General features: G+C 62.6%; 19 protein-coding genes and 1 tRNA gene. 16 read left to right on the top strand and 4 right to left on the bottom strand.

The genetic code is table 11. The annotated features are described in order from the left end of the window. Nucleotides 1–42 precede the first annotated feature (42 nt). The 3 genes from CZ375_RS03690 to CZ375_RS03680 are packed head-to-tail and all read left to right on the top strand — an operon-like array spanning nucleotide 43 to nucleotide 3,160. Nucleotides 43–1,515: an NAD(P)/FAD-dependent oxidoreductase gene (locus tag CZ375_RS03690; protein ID WP_077597951.1), complete on the top strand. Its 1,473-nt coding sequence runs from the start codon at nucleotides 43–45 to the stop codon at nucleotides 1,513–1,515. Then, on the top strand, nucleotides 1,508–2,779 hold the full coding sequence (locus tag CZ375_RS03685; RefSeq protein WP_077598744.1) for an NAD(P)/FAD-dependent oxidoreductase: 1,272 nt from the start codon (nucleotides 1,508–1,510) through the stop codon (nucleotides 2,777–2,779). The genes CZ375_RS03690 and CZ375_RS03685 overlap by 8 nt, the downstream gene beginning before the upstream one ends. 3 nt (nucleotides 2,780–2,782) lie before the next feature. Beyond that, a complete protein-coding gene (locus CZ375_RS03680; RefSeq protein ID WP_077597950.1) occupies nucleotides 2,783–3,160 on the top strand; it encodes a DUF1667 domain-containing protein in 378 nt (125 codons plus the stop codon). Between the two features lie 65 nt (nucleotides 3,161–3,225). Here CZ375_RS03680 and CZ375_RS03675 read toward each other — a convergent pair whose 3' ends face one another. Further along, a complete protein-coding gene (locus CZ375_RS03675) occupies nucleotides 3,226–3,552 on the bottom strand; it encodes an MGMT family protein (RefSeq protein WP_077597949.1) in 327 nt (108 codons plus the stop codon). A 181-nt stretch (nucleotides 3,553–3,733) separates the two neighbouring features. Here CZ375_RS03675 and CZ375_RS03670 point away from each other — a divergent pair. Continuing rightward, nucleotides 3,734–3,810: transfer RNA gene (locus tag CZ375_RS03670), tRNA-Pro, on the top strand. 115 nt (nucleotides 3,811–3,925) lie between these two features. Here CZ375_RS03670 and CZ375_RS03665 read toward each other — a convergent pair. Further along, nucleotides 3,926–5,707, bottom strand: coding sequence for a DUF3825 domain-containing protein (locus CZ375_RS03665; protein ID WP_159438363.1), 1,782 nt, complete (start codon nucleotides 5,705–5,707; stop codon nucleotides 3,926–3,928). Between the two features lie 129 nt (nucleotides 5,708–5,836). Here CZ375_RS03665 and CZ375_RS03660 point away from each other — a divergent pair, with 129 nt between their 5' ends. The 12 genes from CZ375_RS03660 to CZ375_RS03605 all read left to right on the top strand — a co-directional run bounded on the left by CZ375_RS03660 (nucleotide 5,837) and on the right by CZ375_RS03605 (nucleotide 16,381). Further along, nucleotides 5,837–6,505 (top strand): ABC transporter ATP-binding protein, encoded by a 669-nt coding sequence (locus tag CZ375_RS03660; RefSeq protein WP_077597947.1) that lies wholly within the window; start codon nucleotides 5,837–5,839, stop codon nucleotides 6,503–6,505. Next, the gene (locus CZ375_RS03655; protein ID WP_077597946.1) at nucleotides 6,492–7,868 is read left to right on the top strand and encodes a hypothetical protein; all 1,377 of its coding nucleotides are present in this window, start codon (nucleotides 6,492–6,494) and stop codon (nucleotides 7,866–7,868) included. Before CZ375_RS03660 ends, CZ375_RS03655 begins: the two co-directional genes overlap by 14 nt. Nucleotides 7,869–7,937: 69 nt before the next feature. After that, nucleotides 7,938–8,420, top strand: a complete 483-nt coding sequence (locus tag CZ375_RS03650; protein WP_077597945.1) for a deoxycytidylate deaminase — start codon at nucleotides 7,938–7,940, stop codon at nucleotides 8,418–8,420. 109 nt (nucleotides 8,421–8,529) lie between these two features. Further along, nucleotides 8,530–9,264: a CDP-alcohol phosphatidyltransferase family protein gene (locus tag CZ375_RS03645; RefSeq protein ID WP_234966846.1), complete on the top strand. Its 735-nt coding sequence runs from the start codon at nucleotides 8,530–8,532 to the stop codon at nucleotides 9,262–9,264. Continuing rightward, complete coding sequence (locus CZ375_RS03640) at nucleotides 9,265–10,401, top strand: D-alanyl-D-alanine carboxypeptidase family protein (RefSeq protein ID WP_077597943.1); 1,137 nt, start codon at nucleotides 9,265–9,267, stop codon at nucleotides 10,399–10,401. Beyond that, nucleotides 10,334–11,254, top strand: coding sequence for a hypothetical protein (locus CZ375_RS03635; protein ID WP_077597942.1), 921 nt, complete (start codon nucleotides 10,334–10,336; stop codon nucleotides 11,252–11,254). The genes CZ375_RS03640 and CZ375_RS03635 overlap by 68 nt, the downstream gene beginning before the upstream one ends. A gap of 40 nt (nucleotides 11,255–11,294) precedes the next feature. Further along, a complete protein-coding gene (locus CZ375_RS03630; protein WP_077597941.1) occupies nucleotides 11,295–12,518 on the top strand; it encodes a MalY/PatB family protein in 1,224 nt (407 codons plus the stop codon). Between the two features lie 8 nt (nucleotides 12,519–12,526). After that, nucleotides 12,527–12,907 carry a RidA family protein gene (locus CZ375_RS03625; protein ID WP_077597940.1) on the top strand — a complete coding sequence of 127 codons (381 nt, stop codon included), beginning with the start codon at nucleotides 12,527–12,529 and terminating at the stop codon, nucleotides 12,905–12,907. A 47-nt stretch (nucleotides 12,908–12,954) separates the two neighbouring features. Beyond that, nucleotides 12,955–13,386: an FHA domain-containing protein gene (locus CZ375_RS03620; protein WP_077597939.1), complete on the top strand. Its 432-nt coding sequence runs from the start codon at nucleotides 12,955–12,957 to the stop codon at nucleotides 13,384–13,386. A gap of 3 nt (nucleotides 13,387–13,389) precedes the next feature. Then, a complete protein-coding gene (ftsR, locus tag CZ375_RS03615; protein WP_077597938.1) occupies nucleotides 13,390–14,118 on the top strand; it encodes a transcriptional regulator FtsR in 729 nt (242 codons plus the stop codon). Nucleotides 14,119–14,161: 43 nt separating this feature from the next. Further along, the gene (locus CZ375_RS03610; RefSeq protein ID WP_077597937.1) at nucleotides 14,162–14,695 is read left to right on the top strand and encodes an adenine phosphoribosyltransferase; all 534 of its coding nucleotides are present in this window, start codon (nucleotides 14,162–14,164) and stop codon (nucleotides 14,693–14,695) included. A gap of 18 nt (nucleotides 14,696–14,713) precedes the next feature. Then, a complete protein-coding gene (locus CZ375_RS03605) occupies nucleotides 14,714–16,381 on the top strand; it encodes a ClC family H(+)/Cl(-) exchange transporter (protein ID WP_077597936.1) in 1,668 nt (555 codons plus the stop codon). A gap of 194 nt (nucleotides 16,382–16,575) precedes the next feature. On the opposite strand, the gene CZ375_RS03600 is transcribed toward CZ375_RS03605, so the two are convergent. Continuing rightward, nucleotides 16,576–17,523, bottom strand: coding sequence for an NAD(P)/FAD-dependent oxidoreductase (locus CZ375_RS03600; RefSeq protein ID WP_077597935.1), 948 nt, complete (start codon nucleotides 17,521–17,523; stop codon nucleotides 16,576–16,578). A gap of 180 nt (nucleotides 17,524–17,703) precedes the next feature. Next, the coding region (locus CZ375_RS08395; RefSeq protein ID WP_234966842.1) for a uracil-xanthine permease family protein at nucleotides 17,704–18,564 on the bottom strand (861 nt) is incomplete at its 5' end.

The following is an 18,564-nucleotide window of genomic DNA, read 5'->3' as shown; positions in this document are numbered from 1 at the left end:
GCAAGCCGTGGCCCATGCCACCAGGGAGAGGGACTACCCAATATGAATGAACGTCTATACGACGTCGCGATAATCGGCGCCGGCGTGAGCGGCTGCGCCGTGGCGCGCGAGGTCTCGCGCCTGCGTCTCGACGCCTGTGTGGTGGAGGCAGAAGGCGACGTATGCTGCGGCACCACCAAGGCGAACTCGGCCATCGTCCACGCAGGCTTCGACGCCGCAGAGGGCACGCTCATGGCAAGGCTCAACGTGGAGGGCAACGCCCTCTTCGGGGAGCTCTCCCGGGAGCTGGACTTCGCCTTCGATCAGATTGGCTCTCTCGTGGTCTGCACAAGCGAGGAGGGTAGACCGGCGCTCGAGGAGCTGCGTGACCGCGGCGTGAGAAATGGAGTCCCCGGCCTGAGGATCGTCGAGAGGGACGAGCTCGAGAGGATGGAGCCCAACATCTCTGACGCGGCCATATGTGCCCTTTTCGCCCCCACTGCCGGCATCTGCGACCCCTTTGGCCTGAACGTGGCCCTCGCCGAGAACGCCGCCGAGAACGGAGTCGAATTCATATTTGACGCGCCCGTAACGGGCGTCTCGAAGAGCGAGGGCGTCTGGGAGCTGTGCACCGCCCAGGGCCCCATCCGTGCCCGCGTCGTGGTGAACGCCGGCGGCGTGCATGCCGACGAGCTCCACAACATGGTCAGCGAGCAGAAGATGGAGATCGTCGCCCGTCGGGGTGAGTACGAGCTCCTTGACACCACGGCCGGCACCCATGTGCGCCACACCGTCTTCATGCTGCCGAACGAGATGGGCAAGGGCGTGCTCGTGACGCCCACCATCCACGGGAACCTGCTCGTGGGACCCACCGCCGATGACATAGATGACAAGGACGACACGCGCACCACCGCCGCTGGCCTGCGAGCCGTCGTACAGAAGAGCGCCCTCACGGTCAAGAACATCCCCTTCCGTGAGACGGTGACGTCCTTCTCTGGCCTGCGCGCCCACCAGAGTGCACACGAGTTCATCATCGAAGAGGTTGCCGACGCCCCGGGCTTTGTGGACTGCGCGGGCATCGAGAGCCCCGGGCTCACGGCAAGCCCGGCCATCGGCCGCATGGTCGCTGGCATCGTCAGGCGGATCCTCTCGCCAGAAGAGAGGAGGGACTTCCAACCTCAGAGGAAGGGCTTTGCCAACCTCAACCACATACCTGCCGACGAGTGGAACGAGCTCATCAAGGAAGATCCCGCCTACGGCACCATCGTCTGCCGTTGCTGCAGGGTAAGCGAGGCCCAGATTCGTGACGCTTGCAGGAGGGTGCCGGGCGCGCGCAGCCTCGACGGCGTCAAGAGCCGCACGGGAGCTTGCATGGGCCGCTGCCAGGCTGGGTTCTGTACGCCGCGCATACTGGAGATCCTTTGCGAGGAGATACCCGACATGGACATGGAGCACGCGAGCAAGTGCGGACCCGGCTCCGAGTATGTCGTTGGCAAGATCAAGGGGAGCCTGGAAGGTGGCGGGCAGCGTGCTTAGCTATGACATAGTCATCGTGGGCGGCGGGTCCGCCGGCCTTTCCGCTGCGGTTGCCGCGCACGACGCAGGCACCGGCTCCATCCTCGTGCTCGAGCGGGAGCCCCGTCTGGGCGGCATCCTCAACCAGTGCATACACAACGGCTTCGGCCTCCACAGCTTCAAGGAGGAGCTGACCGGACCTGAGTATGCGGCCCGCTACATACAGATGGCCGACGATCGAAAGATCGAGCGCATGCTCTCCACGACGGTGCTGGACGTCAGCCCCAAGCTTGTGGTCACGGCCGTCTCCGCAGAGCAGGGAGTCTTCCAGATCGAGGCCCGTGCCGTCATCCTCGCCATGGGCTGCCGTGAGCGCCCGAGAGGCGCCCTCAACATCGCCGGATGCCGTCCCGCTGGCGTCTACACCGCAGGGTGTGCCCAGAAGCTCGTGAACATCGACGGCTGGCTTCCTGGTCGCGAGGTGGTCATCCTGGGCTCGGGGGACATCGGGCTCATCATGGCGCGGCGCCTCACCCTCGAGGGCGCCCACGTCCAGTGCGTGGCAGAGCTCATGCCGTACTCCGGTGGCCTCAGGCGCAACATCGTCCAGTGCCTGGACGACTTCGACATACCACTGCTCCTCTCGCACACCGTCGTAGGAATAGAGGGCAAAAAGCGCGTCGAGGCCATTACCCTGGCTCAGGTCGGCGAGAGCCTGCGTCCCATACCTGGCACCGAGAAGCGCTACAGCTGCGACACGCTGCTTCTCTCCGTGGGACTTCTCCCCGAGAACGAGCTCAGCCGCCAGGCGTCTGTTGAGCTGAGCCCCGTGACGCGCGGACCCTTGGTGGACGAGAGCCTCGAGACCAGCGTGGACGGCATTTTTGCCTGCGGGAACGTCCTGCACGTGCATGACCTCGTCGACTTCGTGAGCGAGGAGGCGGCCCATGCCGGCAGGAAGGCCGCCGAGTACGTCCAGGCAGGACAGGAAAGGAGGCCAAGGCGTGAGGACGAGCTCGAGGTCAGGGTCTCCGGCGGCGTCCGATACACCGTGCCCAGCCGCATCTCGCCTTCGAGCATGGACGAGAGGCTCGTCCTCCGGCTACGTGTGGGGCAGGTCTTCGAGGACTGCTACCTGAGCGTATATGCGGGCGAGAAGCGCATCGTGCATCGAAGGAGGCAGGTTGTCGCCCCGGGCGAGATGCAGGAGATCACCCTGCGCAGAAGCCAGCTTGAGGGACTGGAGCCCGGAAGCCACCTGCACGTGCTCGTGGAAGGGGAGTAGGGAATGGACGTCATGGAACTCATCTGCATACGCTGCCCGAAGGGTTGCCTGCTGCGTGTCGAGCTCGAGGCCAGGGGCGAGGAGCCCAGGGTTCTCTCCGTAAGCGGAAACTCCTGCCCTCGGGGCGACGAGTACGCCCGAAAGGAGATCTGTGACCCCACCAGGGCGGTCACGAGCTCCGTGCCCGTCAGGGGCTGCGCGCTCGAGCGCATGGTGTCCGTCAAGACCGAGCGGGACGTGCCCAAGGGCCTCGTCCTCGATGTGGTCAATGCCTTGGCGGGCATAGAGCTCAAGGCACCCGTGCGCATCGGGGATGTCGTGCTGGCAAACGTCTGTGACACGGGTGTCAATGTTGTTGCCACCAAGGATTGCCTGGCCTAAGTCAGGCGGGAACGCAGCCATGCGAGGGGGGCCATCAGTTCAGCTTGATGGTCCCCCTCGCCCCCCTATACCTCCCAGAGGTGGTTTGCCATGTCAACGCGACCATCTTCCAGGAACCCCACTCCCTCTGACTCAAGAAGACCCCTCTGCGCGTCTGGCCCCCCGAAGGCAAATCCCGGAGCGAGGGTGCCGTCTTTGAAGACCACGCGATGGCAGGGCACGCCTCCGGCGACGCCTGGGCTGCCATGCATGGCGAAGCCCACGAAGCGAGACTTGCGCGGCTCTCCCAGCATGGAGGCAATCTGCCCGTAGGTGCTGACCCGCCCTCTGGGTATCTGCCTCACCAGCGCATAGCAGCGCCCAAAGAAGCCCTCTCGTGCGTTGTCCGCCATACCGCAATCCTCCCTGGAGTGATTTCCCTATTGGATACGTTAAACCAAGGCCCTAAGCAATTCCGCGAGGGGAAGGCATCCTCTCGCTAGCGGCGCACGTCAAAATGCTTCTGAATTCCTGCTTGCCTTGTTTGGGAATGAGTGTTAGATTACTTACTCGCGCACCGGCAAGGTGAGCAAGCGGGTGGTGGCGCAGTTTGGTAGCGCACTTGACTGGGGGTCAAGGGGTCGCTGGTTCGAATCCAGTCCACCCGACCAGCAAAACAGCAGGCCAGGCAGGTTTTAACCTGCCTGGCCTTTTTGCGTGGGTGAATGGAGTCGTCAGAGGACGCCGGAGCGCATCACGGTAGGGCCCGGCGTTCCCTGGGGCCCTCTATGCCCTCCGGGGACTCAGCCAGTCGCTGTCCGGCCTTGAGACCAGGCGGGCATCGGTGTACGCCATGCGCATGGTGAGCACCGTCTGGCCCAGGTACGCCCCCGACTCGGTCATTTCAACAACGAGGGCCACATCGGGCCGCCCGTCCTCGGTGAGGTCCAGGGGAAGCAGCAGGCTCATGCTGTCACGCCTGGGATAGAAGGCCGGCACGGCAGTCCTGAAATTCCATCCCACGCGCTTGAGTGCGAGCTCCTTGGCGTCGTTCAGGCGGTTCATGAGCCTCCTGAGCGTCCGGGCATCGGCTCGGATGACGTCGGCAAGCTCCCTGTAGAGGGCGTTCTTCTGGAGGAGCCCCTCAGTGTCCTTGATGGATGCAAGCAGGGAAGCGGCCGTCTCGTCCCGGCCGAGCTCGTCTTCGAGAAACCCCAGGGGGAGTCGGTCGATGTTGTCCAGGAGGATGTGGTCGGTGTCAAGCTCCAGGGGTTGCGTCATGTCAAAGAGCAGGTCCTCCTTGCGGGAGAAGTACGACGCGGCCTGCGGCAGGGGGTTGAACGCCGACACAAGCTGCTTGCCGAGACCCTTTGCGCCAGACCTGCAGAATCCCCCGAAGCGCCATGCGGGGATGCCGTCGTTTGCGTGAAAGCAGGCGTAGATGGGCTCGTACAGCCTGTCGACAAGCCCCGTGTTGAACGCCGCCAGGCCCCGCTCGGGGTTCTCGAGCACCTTGCCCTCGCTCTTGAGCCTATAGAAGCTGTAGCAGAGGTAGCTCCTCAGTATGGCTCGCCTGGACCCCGTGCCATCGCCTCCCTCGAAGTCCCACGTCTCGGGAAGGGCCATGCCTGCCAGCTCCTCGAGGAGCTGGTCCCAGCCTCCCAGCTCGGCCCAGCCCTCGAGCGCCCTGCCTGCTGGCTCGCCGTCTGGAACGTAACGGTCAACGTAGCTGAGCCGCCAGGGCCTCATCTCCTCGGCATTGCCGCCTTCAGGGCCTTGGGACCTCTTCAGGGACACCTCGACGGGGGTGCGCCCATCCTCCCTCAGGACGCTTATGGGGAAGATCAGCTTTCCCTCATACTGCCTGAGGACACGCTGGTCCAGGGCGAACTTGAAGTCGCGGTCAAGAAGGCCGATCACATCCAGGGGCTCCCTCGCCATTTCCTCGAGCTGGCGCCTCCATCCCTCGGGGACATGGGCCCAGGACGAGAGGGGACCACCGTGGGAGGAGATGCGCGCGAGCTCGTCTTCGAGGACCACCCCGCGCAGGTAGTCCTTGCTTCTCTTCATTCCGAGAATCGCATCCGAAAGAAGGGGAGGGAGGGTGCCCTGCTCGCCGACGAGGCCAGTGCCGTCCTGCCGCGGTCTCTGGGGTCCCCTGTCAATGAGGTCGGGAGCGGGGACGAAGTTCATGAACCAGGGCTTGCATCCAGGCAGGCCCTGCAGGGCCCTGACGTTTCTAGAGATAGACACCTCTGCGGCCTCGCCGCTCCTCACGCGCAGGTGGGTGGCGAAGTTGATGCGCCCGTCGCCATACAGATAGAGGGCCCCCTCCTCACGCGCCACCTCCCAGTCGTCCTGAAGCGCGGAGAGTCCGTCATGACCAGGGGGATAGAGGGCGGCGAGGTTCACTTGGGACACCCCGGCGATCTCCACCGAGTTGGCGAGGTCGTGGGGCAACTCGAGCATGAGCTCGTCCGGAACGGGCCTGTCGAGGTACTTCTTGCTCGCCGCGGCATCCCTGATGACCTGAAGCTCCTCCGGGAGCAGCGTTTCAACCGTGCACATGCATCCTCCTCCTGTTCGCCTCTCGAAGTATACGTGACGCATGCCGGCGACATCTTGGCTCCCTCGCCTGCGGTAGGTACAATCGGCCTGAGCAAGCTAGTGTTTCTCCTCATTTGAGAGGTGCCATCCATGGATGCGATACTCGAGGCAAGGGGCCTCTCGCTCTCCTACGGTCGTCGCATCCTGTGGGAGGATGTCTCGCTGAGACTGATGCCCGGCGAGGTCGCGCAGCTCTGGGGGGCCAACGGGAGTGGCAAGACCAGCCTCCTGAGGTGTCTTGCCCTGTGGCAGAGGGCCAGCGAGGGCAGCATCGTGCTGCAGGGCAAGGACGTGACTCGTGGTGCGGCCGGATGCCCGTCCCCGCTCTTCTTCGTGTGCGACACCCCATCCTTCTACGACGACCTCACGGCCCGGGAGCACATCCAGTTCCTCCTGAGGGCAAACGGGCTGCATGAGAGGGAGAAGTCCGCCCTGGAGCTCATGGATCGATTCGGCCTATCCGCCCACCTGGACGTCTATCCATCCTCATTTTCTAGGGGGATGCGCTACAAGCTTGCCGTGGTGCTGGCCTTGTCGCTTCGCCCGAGCCTCCTGCTCCTCGACGAGCCCTACGGTCCCCTTGACCCTCAGGCCGCACTGCTGCTTGGCGGGCTGCTCGGGGAGCTTGCCTCGGAGGGTTCGGCCATTCTGCTCAGTTGTCACCAGGAACCGAGGGGCCTGGTTTCCACGCAGAGGCTTGAGCTCGGCCGCTCTGGGCTTCTGCGGGGCGGAGAAGGGGAGTCGCGTGGTCGTCTCTGAGCCTCTGGCGTCCATGTTGCGCCTGAGGCTTCGTCATGCCAGGGCGGAGCTCAACCGGCTCCTCTTTGCCACGGGCATGGACCTAGACGAGGCGGACAACCTCATGGACCGCCTTTACCTGCTCTATGTTCTTGCGCTCTTGTTCGTCTGGGCCTGCCTCTCGTGGTCCGCGCTGCGGTCCCAGCTCGCCCAGACGCTTCTGCCGCTCGGCGTCGAAGGCGCCTCCCTCGTGCTCGCGGCGCTGCCGCTGTTCTCCTTGGCGTATCTTTCCTTCGCATCCATTCGGTCGTTGTGCGTTGCGCCCTGGACGCTGTGCCTTGCCGACCTGTTGATGTTCTCGGGCTGTGCCGCCGCGACGAGAGGCCTCCTTCTCATTGAGCTCGCGATGTCCGTGCTTCGTGCGAGCCTGGCGGGTGCCGCGCTGGCCCTCCTCGTGTCCTCGTCCATACGGGAGGCACCCGTGGCCGTCTGCTGCCTCTTCCTCGCCCTCCTGATGTCCGCCTCCTCGCTGCTCTCCTGGGCCCTGGGCCTCATGAGGCTCGAGGGTGGGGGAGAGGTCGCGGCGCCCCTTGGCAAGATCTTGGTCCCCATGCTCCTCGTCTGGACCATCTCGCTCCTTCCCCTCCTCCTGCACCAGGCGCTTTCGTCACTGCTTCCGGCTGTTGCAGTGGTTCTTCTCGCCCTGCTTCCCCTCCTGGCGTTGTGGTGCGTCCGACTCTCTGGCCGCACGTGCCTTCCATTCCTGGCCGAGGAGAGCCTGGTGCAGGTGGACAGGCGGGCCCTGCTTGCGCACGGCGCCCTGTCGCTGCTGAGGCATTACGAGTCCCTGCCCGGCCTTGTCGCCTGGGTTGGCATCATGGTGCCCGCGGGGCTTCCCATGCTGGGCGGGCGTGCGTCCGCAACCCTTCTGCTGCCCTGGATCGCCGCCTGTTCCCTACGCTCCCTGGACGCCAGGGTCATCGGGGGGTGCTTCCTCGATGCTCAGGAGCTGCGTGCCCTGAGGTGCCCGCTTCCCTTCGGAACGCTCGCCCTGCTGTTCTTCAGCTCGCTTCCCGCGCTTGCGCTGTCCTTCGCCCTCTCCGTCCTCTCATGGGCTTTGATGGGGCTGGTCGCAGAGGTGGACTTCCTTTCCCTTGCGCTGCTCCTCTTGATTGACCTGCTGGCCTTGCTCTCCTGTGGGCTCTCTGCCGTGCGTCTCCCAATAACGGGATGGCGCCTGGGGTTCGAGCTCTCCCTCCTTCTTCTCCTCGGACTTCTCTCCCTTCCTGCCGTGCTGGGCTCGTCCCTGATCGCCTGCAGGGTTGGTCTTGCCCTCGTTTTTCTGACCGTGCTGTGCGCTCGCTTTGGGAGGGAGTGCGGCTAGCGGAAATCGACGTCCTGCTAAGGGATACAATATCCCGCGTAAAAGCAGCCAGTACCAAGGAGGCAACATATGCCTGGCAAGCGTTCTGACGTCATCTCCTGGGACGAGTTCTTCATGCGTGTCGCCTTTGCCGCCAGCCTGCGCAGCAAAGACCCGAAGACCCAGGTGGGTGCCTGCATCGCTGACCGCAATCATCGCATCCTCTCGGTGGGCTACAACGGAACGCCAGCGGGACTCGACGACGACAGCTTCCCCTGGGCAGACTCAGACGATCCCCTCTCCGACAAGCACAGCTACGTGATTCACGCAGAGGCAAATGCCCTGCTCAACTATCGTGGATCGCTGAAGGACGTCCAGGGCGCCACGGTGTACGTAACCCTTTTCCCCTGCAAGGAGTGCGCAAAGATGCTCGTCCAGGCTGGGGTGGGGGAGGTCGTCTACCTCAATGACAAGTACTGTCACACACAGGACGGCGCCATATCTCGCAACGTCTTCGATCGCTGCGGCATACGCTATCGCCGCATGAGCCTTACGCAGGACGCGCTGCGCTAGGCACCTCGAGCCAGTTGGTGAAGCCGTGGTCGTGCGCCCTTGCGCGATTGCAGGGCGTTTGCATCGGCTAAGATTCAAGTCTGATGCGTACATGGCAGGAGAGAGCGCTTTGTCAAAAACCAGCACCCGTCTGAGGAACAGCGTCAAGGACCGCCTTGACCACGATGTGGCCGAGGCCCAGGCCAACGGCAGCATCTATGCCCCAGTGGGAACGCCGGAAAACCCCTCCAGCAAGATTCTCACCGTTGCGAACGGCATAACCTTCTGTCGGCTGGTGCTCACCCTTGCTTTCCTCTACCTCTTCGTAAACGACCTCAACAGGGGCCTTGCGCTTGCCTTTTACGCAGTCGCAGCCGTTACCGACTTCCTTGACGGGCAGGTCGCGCGTCGGACGCAGACCGTCAGCTGGGTGGGCAAAATCATGGACCCCGTGATGGACCGCGTCCTCCTCTTCACCGGGGTCCTGGGCCTTGTGGTAACGGGCGAGCTTCCCATCTGGGTCGCGGCCTTCGTCATAGGCAGGGACGTCTACCTCGCCATCGGCGGCATGATCTTGCAACACTACCGTCGTAGGCCGGTTGACGTGGTCTATGTCGGCAAGATCGCCACAGCGCTCCTCATGACGGGGTTCTGCGACCTTCTGCTCAACCTTCCCATGCTGCCAGGCCTGGGCATAGTGAGCGTCGATTGGCTCCCCGGGCTCAATGGGACACCCTCGGCCCTGGGCATCTACTTCGTCTATGCTGGAGTGGCCTTCTCGGCCATCACCGCCGCGGTCTACACCAAGACGGGCGTATGGATCAAGAGGAAGGTCACCGCAGAACAGCGCGAAGGAGAAGAGTAGATGCAGCTGCACGGACGCTCGCTTTGTTCCCTGGGGCTCGCACTTGCCCTGGCCGCTTTCCCCGCCTGCGCACTGGCAAGCGAGCCGGGCGTTTCCGAGGCGCAATGCTACCAGATCGTTGACCAGGACGGGGAGGTGCTCGCAAGCCTCAATCCCGACCGAGAGATGGACCCCGCCTCGATCACGAAGATCATGACTGCGGTGGTGGCGCTTGACTCGGGCAAGTCCCTGGATGACGTTTGCACGGTGCGAGGCATCGAATATCAGAGTGCGGCCCAGCTTGCCGGCTTCGTCGATGGGGACACCCCGAGCTTTCGCGAGCTCCTTCAGGCGATGCTCATATATTCGGGAAACGACGCCGCTGACAACGTCGCGCTCAGCGTCTGCGGATCGGTCGAGGAGTTCGTCGGGCGCATGAACGAGAAGGCCGCCGATCTGGGGCTCGAGCACACTCGCTTCGCCAACACGCACGGGCTCATGGCGGAGGGGCATCATGCAAGCGCGGCCGACCTTGTCAAGCTGGGGCGATATGCCCTCGAAAACTACCCGTTCATAGCCGAGGCCGTGCGCATGCCGTCCGTCACCGTCGTTGCGGGGGGCAAGGAGGTTACGCTTGAGTCCACGGACGACCTCATAAAAACCTATGAGGGGCTCTGTGGCATCAAGACGGGCTCGGTCGAGTCCGGAACCACCTTCCTCGGAGCCTCGAGAAGGCACGGGATCTCTCTCTACACCTGCGTGCTGGGATGCGAGACCTACGATGGCCGCTTTGATGACACGGCCGCACTCATGGACTGGGCATACAACGAGCACTACCAGCAGATGAGCATGTGCAGGAGAAGCTGGCCCATTCGCGTCGAGAGCTGGGCCCTCGGCTTCTCGCGCAAGCTCATCGTCACAAGCGAGAGTGACAGCGGGGGCTATGTTAAGCCGGGCAGGGAGATTGCCTACTCGACCACGCTCTGCGATGCGGGCCTTATCGACCTCGACGCGGCATGTGGCTACTCGAGTTGGTCGCAGGGCACGCGACAGGTTGCCTGCGCAACCTACCGCTCGCGCTCGCAGCTCTATGACGTTCCTGCGGTCAACATATTTGCGCTGCCGCTGTTCTTTGATGTCGACCAGCTGGCCAGTTAGGAGGCGCACGAACTTGCAGAACGTTTTGCACGAGGAGCATGAGCTTCTCGGTGGTTGCTTTGACGAGACTCACGACACGGGACTCCTGGGCCCTCGTTCGTATCACGCTCCCTCATCATCAGCGGATCCCTTCGATCAAGGCGCGGCCCTCTGCGACTTGAGCGGGTGCCTCGCTCTCATGTTCTCGGGCGAGGCCGCCACCTCGTTTGCCGAGACCGCGCTTTCGGGCAGGAAGCTTGGCGTGGGGGAGTGCGCCCTCGAGGCATCCCTTTTGGGTGACGGGGCACTGGCGTCGATGCCCCTCTGTGCCAGGAGCGCAGAGGCAGAATATCTGGTGTGGGACTTCTCGCCACGCTCGGACACCTTGGATGCCTGGCTCTCGTTCCTCTCTCGGGTAGACCAGGGCGGGGTCAAGCCCTTCGAGGGGCTTGCCTGCACCGATTTGGGCGATGAATTCGTCTCCCTTCTACTGGCGGGGCCCAAGGCCGCCGAGGTGCTCACGGACTACCTCGGAGAGGGGCAGGCGCTTCCCTCAGACGGCGGTGTCGCGAATCTTGTGCTCGACGGGCGCATTCCCGCCATCGCGCTGCATCACCAAGTTGGGGATCTCGACTGTCAGCTCCTTCTGGTGGCGCCACGTCACGCTCGCGTCATCTGGCGCAGCCTCCTCTCGTTTTCCGAGGTGTCGCCCGTGGGATACCTCGACCTCTTTGACCGTGCAAGCAGGGAGCTCGCACCTCTTGGGCTGTTGGCAAGCACCGACAGGATTGTCGTGGAGGGCAGCGTCCTCAGGTCATCGGGCCTCACCCGCAGGGGTTGGGACTTTGTGGGCACGCGGGGCCTCGTAGGCTGAGGGTGGGCCTGCTCCCATCCAACACTCAAAGGACACACTCATGAAATACGACTTCAGCAGCAAGGTGTCTCGGTCGTCAAGCGGGTCCCTGAAGTGGGCGTCAATGTACGAGAAGAACCCACGGGTGGGAAAGGGAATAGTTCCGCTGTCCGTCGCGGACATGGAGCTGCCCAACCCGCCTGAGGTCATCGAGGCGCTCGTGGGCTACCTTCAAGGCGGCGCGGTCCTGGGCTACGTGGGGCCGACGGACGAGTTTGTCGATGCCTGCGTCTCCTGGCAGGCACGCCACCATGGGTGGATGCCCCAAAAGAGCTCTCTGGTGACCTCTCCCGGCGTCGTCCCCGCCATCTACAACGCCGTCAGGTCCCTGACGGATCCGGGCGACGGCGTGATAGTCCAGTCTCCCGTCTACTATCCGTTCAGCGAGGCCGTCAAGCGGGCGGGGCGCACCCTTGTGGACAACCCTCTACGCGTGGTTGAGCTTGAGGATGGCAGCCATCGCTACGAGATGGACTTCGAGGACCTCGAGCGCAAGGTTGCGTCACCCCGGGTCAAGCTTCTCATACTCTGCAGCCCTCACAACCCCGTGGGGAGGGTCTGGACGGCAGAGGAGCTCAGGAGGCTCCTTGACGCCTGCGTGAGAAACGACGTGATCGTCATCGCAGACGAGATTCACGACGACCTCATCATGCCCGGCATCACCCATACGGCGATCATGTCCGTGGCCGAGGCAGGCGAATATGACCACCTTGTGGTCTGCACGGCCCCTTCCAAGACCTTCAATCTGGCAGGCTGCCAGGCGTCCGCGATCTATATTCCCGACGAGTCGCTGCGCGACCGCTTTGTCGGGGGCCTGCGCGACATCCCGCTCGGGAGCCTCAATGCCTTTGCCTACGTGTCCACCACGGCCGCCTACACGCTCTGCGACGAATGGCTCGAGCAGCTCATAGGGCTCGTCTGGGGTAACTTCGAGCTGCTTCGCGGGACCCTCAATAACTATCATCCTGAACTTGAGGTATATCCTTTGGAGGGAACCTACCTCGCCTGGGTGGACTTCAGGCCGTGGGGGCTCACAAACGAGGAGCTTGAGAGGTTCATGTGCCAGGATGCCCTCCTCTTCCTCGACGAGGGATACATTTTTGGCGAGGGTGGGGGCGGCTTCGAGCGCTTCAACCTGGCTTGCCCGCGCTCGGTCATGGAGGAGTCCCTCGAGAGGCTCGTGCACGCCGCGCACGTGCGCGGTCTGGGTACGACACGCGGTTAGGAGGAAGCATGAAGTACGCCATCAATGCGGCACGGGTCCCCGACGCGCCCGGACCGTATTCCCAGGGAACGACGGCCGGGAGGCTTGCCTTCACCTCCGGCCAGCTGGGGTGGAGCCCAACCGATCCCGAGCGCCTGGTCGAGGGTGGCGTGGTGGCTCAGGCGGAGCGAATCTTCGAGATCTTCGCGGACCTTCTCGACGAATGCGGGTGCAGCCTGGCGGATGTGGCTCAGATTCACGTGTTCCTCAGGGACATGGGTGACCTGCCTGCCGTCGACGAGGTGTTCGAGCGGCGCCTGCCCAAGCCGTCTCCCGCGCGCAGCATCGTCGAGGTCTCTCGCCTTCCGCTTGACGCGCTCATCGAGATGGACTGCGTGGCCTGCAGGTAGTAACGCTATCATTGTTACATTGCCTTCGATGAAGAGGAGCACACTGGATGCAGCCCAAGAACGACACCCCCGAGATGGGGGCCACCGAGATATTTCGTATGCCCGCGACCGAAGCGACGGCGCCCGACCTCATGGCCAACGCCAAGCCCAGCCTGCCCACCCTCGTGATCGTCAAGGGGCCGCAGACGGGATCTGTCTTCGAGCTGGACAGCGACGAGGTCTCCATCGGCCGAGACCCTTCCAACAGCGTCTTTCTCAACGACATGACGGTCTCTCGCCGACACGCCCGCATCGACCTCTCGGGCATCTCCTCAGGCCTCGTGACCATCGAGGACCTGGGCTCGCTCAACGGAAGCTGGGTTGATGGCGCCATCATCAACAAGGCGACCCTCAAGGAGGGCTCCACCATCCAGATCGGCACCTTCCGCATGGTATTCCATGCCAACCGCAAGCCCGTCCGGATCGAGACCGGGGCATAGGCCATGCCAGACGCCGGCTACCTCACCATAGGGAAGGTCGTCAAGAAGCTGCAGGGGCAATATCCCGACCTCTCCATCTCAAAGGTCCGCTATCTTGAGGACGAGGGGCTGCTCACCCCCTCGCGGACGCCCTCTGGATATCGCCTCTACTCACAGCATGACGTGCGGCGCCTGGAGACCATCCTCTACCTTCAGAAGAATCGCTTCCTGCCGCTGCAGGTCATCCGAGAGCGGCTGGAGAAGGGGGAGGGGGGCGGCCTCGGTGGCAACCTTCCCCTGGGGCCCCTCACGAGCTCGCGCGAGGACGAAGGGCTGAGCGAAAAGCTGCATCCCATCGATCGGATGCCCGAGCTCCTGGGCGTATCCATCAGCTTCGTGCGCCAGCTTTCCGAGGCGGGGCTCATCCCCCTAAAGAAGTCTCCGCACGGCAGGGACCTCGTTGATGGCCACGACTTTCCCCTCATCCGTTGCTGCGAGGAGCTCAGGCGCTACGGCATAGGCCCCAAGAACCTCAGGCAGTACGTCACCGCCGCCAACAGAGAGAGCTCGCTCTTCGAGCAGGCCCTCATTGTGTTTGCCCGAAAGGGAGGGGGAGTGGAGATGGAGCTCACCTCCGAGAGCCGCCAGCAGTTCTCGGAGGCGTTTCAACAGATGCTTGCCCTCACCGGACAGGTTCGGGACAGCTTGATTCATCGTCAGATCAGCAGGACCTTCTCTCGCATGGAGGGATAGGCGAGCGTGGGCTCGTGCTGCGTAACAATGGAAAGGAACCACCTTGTCCGCAATTGACCTCGAGAAGTACATCATCGACATTCCCGACTATCCCGAGCCGGGAGTAGTCTTCAAGGACATCACGCCCCTCATGGCGGCTCCGGAGGGGCTTGCCGCGGCGGTCGACCAGATCGCGGGGCACTTCGCGGACGCGGGCATTACCAAGGTCATGGGGGCAGAGGCACGTGGGTTCCTCATTGGTGCCCCCGTCGCATACAGGCTTGGTGCCGGGTTCGTTCCCGCTCGCAAGCCCGGCAAGCTTCCCCGAGAGGTCTACAGCCAAAGCTACGACCTTGAGTATGGCACTGACGAGCTGCAGATTCACAAGGATGTCCTTGGTCCTGACGACGTCGTGCTCATCGTGGACGATCTCGTGGCCACGGGTGGCACCGCCGTCGCCACGGCACAGCTCATCGAGAAGGCCCAGGCCAAGGTGGCAGGGTTCTCCTTTATTCTTGAGCTCGCGTTCCTCGACCCCCGCAAGACCATCTCCGAGAGCTATGACCAGGAGGTGTTCACGCTCATCCAGGTCAAGTAGACCCCGGGCGCGTGTCTCATGTCAGAAGATAATAAGAGGGGCTCTGTCGCCCGCCATTTCTCACGCAGGCTCCAAGCTGATCTTGTGGTTGAGGGCCTGCTTGTGGGAGGCGTTTGTGGTGCCCTGATCTGCCTGTACCGCATGAGCCTCTCTTGGGCCGAGCGCGTCCTGCGCTCGGCCATCTTCCTCGCAAGCGGGAGCCCCCTGGGCGTCGCGGCCTTCTTCGTGATCCTGACCCTGCTCTGCCTTGCCGTCTCATGGCTCGTGCGCTGGGAACCCCTGACCCAAGGATCAGGTATACCTCAGGTTGACCTTGAGGTCATGGGCAAGCTTGACATGCCCCTGCACCGGGTTCTTGCCGCAAAGTTCACCGAAGGCACGCTCTGTGCCCTGGGAGGTCTGTCTCTTGGCAGGGAGGGGCCCAGCGTTCAGCTTGGTGCCATGTGTGGCAAGGCTGTCTCCAGGCTTCTCAAGCGAGGAAGGGGAGAGGAGCGCCTTCTCACTACGTGCGGGGCGGCCGCGGGCATGTCAGCGGCCTTCAACGCGCCCTTGACGGGCGTGCTCTTTGCCATAGAGGAGATTCACAGGGAGTTCTCGGCTCCTCTCATCGTTTCCGTCATGGCGTCCTCCGTGGCGGCAGACCTTCTGATGTCAAGAGTCCTCGGGGTCTCGCCCGTCCTGCGCCTGACCTTCTCAAAGGACCTGCCCCACAACTCATACTTGCTCGTGCTTTTGCTCGGTATCCTCTGTGGGGTCGCCGGGGCCGTCCACAACAAGCTCATGTTCCTGATGAGCGAGAGGGTCTACGCACGAATAGAGAGGGGGCTTCCTTATAGCAGGTTTGCCGTCGCCTTCCTTGCGTCAGGCATTTGCGCATTTGCGTTCCCCCAGCTGCTCTGTGGTGGCGATGCCATAGCCGAGCTTCTGATTGCCCCCCAAAAGCTGGGACTGCTGGTACTTGTGGGCCTCTTGGTAGGGAAGTACCTACTTACCACGGTATGCTTCGGCTCTGGGGCACCTGGTGGCACCCTTTTCCCCCTCTGCGTCATGGGCATGCTCCTGGGTGCAGCATTCGGGAGCGCCTGCGTGCGCCTTTCTGGCGTCCCCGTGTTCTACCTGCCAAACTTCATCGTGCTGGGAATCTGCGGCCTATTTGCCTCGGTCGTTAGGGCCCCGGTGACGGCCGTGGTTCTTGCGTTCGAGCTTACGGGTACCCTCGACGCACTTCTGTCCTCCTCTATTGTTGCGATTGCATCCTATGTCATTGCGAATCAACTTAGGGTTGATGCCTTCTATGAGCACCTGGTGACACTTCAGCTGGGCCGCACGCACGGCCTCGAGCTTGCGGATGAGCACTTGAGCGAAAAGGTCGTGCATCTGCACGTCATCGGAGCGGGAAGCCTCCTGGAGGGCAAGCGGCTCTCGGAGGTTCATTGGCCGGGGACCTCGCGTGTCGTGACCATCTCAAGGGCTTCCGCAGAGATCGTTCCCACCGGACAGACGACGCTTCAGGCGCTTGACGAGATCCTTGTCATCATGAGCGCCTGCGAGGAGGATCGAGTTCAGGAGGATCTTCGCGAGATGAGTCACGCGAGACTGGCGAACTCAGAGCCCCAGACGGGATTCAGGTCATTGGGCGCTGGCCATAGCCCGTTCGTGTCCGCCGACCCGCACAAAGGCAAGTAGCCATCGCTGCTGGCAAGGTAGAGCGGGAGGGGGCATTTTATCTGCAGGACTACACCTCCACTGGTGTTGGAATAACATCTACTTGACATAAGATATATTATCAGTGTTTTGTAGGAATACAGGAAAGGCCCCCTGCACTCGGTCATGCAGGAGGCCTTTCGAGGATCATTGCGAGAGGATGCTTGCCATAGGCATCAGCCTTCTACGGGCTGGCCAAGATACGCAGCGACGCTCGTAGCCGCAATCGCCCCGTCTGAGGCGGCGGTGACTATCTGGCGCAGGCTCTTCTGACGAACATCTCCGGCGGCAAAGAGGCCTGGGGTCTTCGTGGCCATGCGCTCGTTGGTCACGATGTAACCCTGAGCGTCCACATCGGCGAGGTCACCCAGAAGCCCGGACGCAGGGACGCGACCGACAAAGACAAAGATGCCAAAGGAGCCTTCGTCATAGGCCCGCGTGGTCTCCTCACCCGTCTCGTTATTCCTGAAGGTAATGCTCCTCGGAAGATTACCGCCCTCGACCTTGGTGATTGAGGTCAGGTAAAGCACGGAGAGCTTATCGTTTTCAGCAACCTGCTTTGCAACGACAGCCTGTGCGCGCAAGTGATCCTTCCGCACGATCATGGTCACGTGGTCGGCGAACTTGGTAAGGAACAGGGCTTCCTCGGCGGCAGAGTTGCCACCTCCGATTACGAAGACCTGCTTGCCTCGATAGAACATGGCGTCGCAGGTGGCGCAATACGAGACGCCATGGCCCTGGAAGCGATCTTCGCCTTCGAAGCCGGCATGACGTGGGGTTGCACCGCCGGCGACGATTATCGCCTTGCTGCGATAGCTGCCCTCAGTCGTGTGAACCTCGAATTCGCCCGTGTCATCATCATGAGCGAGCTCCGTGACATTCTCCATGCGAATGTGGGCACCAAGGTCCTCCGCCTGGCTCCGCATGGCATCGGTCAAGGTGAAGCCATCCGTGTGCGGTACGCCCGGGTAGTTATCGATCTCGTTGGTAAGAATGACCTGTCCACCAACTGCGGACTGTTCCAATGTGACAGCATCAAGCAACGCCCGGGCGGAATAGATTGCTGCCGATAGGCCTGCTGGGCCTCCACCCACAATGACGAGGTCCTTAATGGAATCGCTCATGAGGCATCCCCCTTCATAATCACTGGCTTGTAAGTATCATATTCTCTTTTAAATCGTGCGCGATTTATTTTCTAGATTTTGAGAGTCCGTACACAAAACGGACACCCTGGATGATGTCCAAGATGCCCGTTTTCTAGTAGTCCAAGAGGACGTGTGGATGCAGGGGGCTCCCCTACCGCATCACGCGCCCTCCGTGTCGGTGGGCACCGCATGCCGAGGAAGGATCAGGTTCAAGATGATGCCCATGAGCGCGGAAAAGGCCATTCCAGGAAGCGTATAGCTCCCCAAGGGAAGCGCGATACCCGAGGTCTCCATGCCAACACCCAGAATGATGACCACGGAGGCGATCATGAGGTTTCGGTTGTCGTCGAAGTTGACCCTGTTGGTCACGAGCATCCTCAGGCCATTGGAGGCGATGAGCCCAAAGAGCAGAAGGCTGACGCCGCCCATCACGGGAGTAGGAATGGAATTGATGAATGCCGCAAGCTTGGGACAGAAGCCGCCGACTATCAGCGCAAAGCCCGCCGCATACCAAAAGACCTGAGTCGAATACACGCGCGTGACGCTCATGACGCCGATGTTCTCGGCGTAGGTCGTGGTAGGAGGCCCACCAAGGAAGCCAGAGATCACCGTGGAGATTCCATCGCCGGCAAGCGAACGGGGCAGCAGGGCGCGATAGTCCTTGCCCACGATCTCCCCCACGGCAAGAAGGTGTCCGATGTGCTCGATTACCACCACGAGCGCAACGGGAGCGATGAGCGCGACAGCGCCCCAGTCAAAGCGAGGGGCTTGCACGGGCGGTAGCCCTATCCAAGCCGCCTCAGAAATCGCCGTGAAGTCAACGAGGCCAAAGAAGGCGGAGGCGACGTAACCAACGATGATGGCCAACAGAATGGGCAGGGTTCCCACAATGCCACCCATGCTCGAGAAGATCACTGCCGCCGCCAGCGTTATTGCCGCGACCGCCGCACCCTCGGCCACGAATGCGTCAGTAGACGAGTTGAGGGCCATCTTGACGGCGGTTGCCGAAAGTCCCACACC

It is taken from the genome of Olsenella urininfantis (genome assembly GCF_900155635.1).
GTDB lineage: Bacteria > Actinomycetota > Coriobacteriia > Coriobacteriales > Atopobiaceae > Olsenella_G > Olsenella_G urininfantis.
This window is presented reverse-complemented; position numbering and strand designations above follow the sequence as displayed.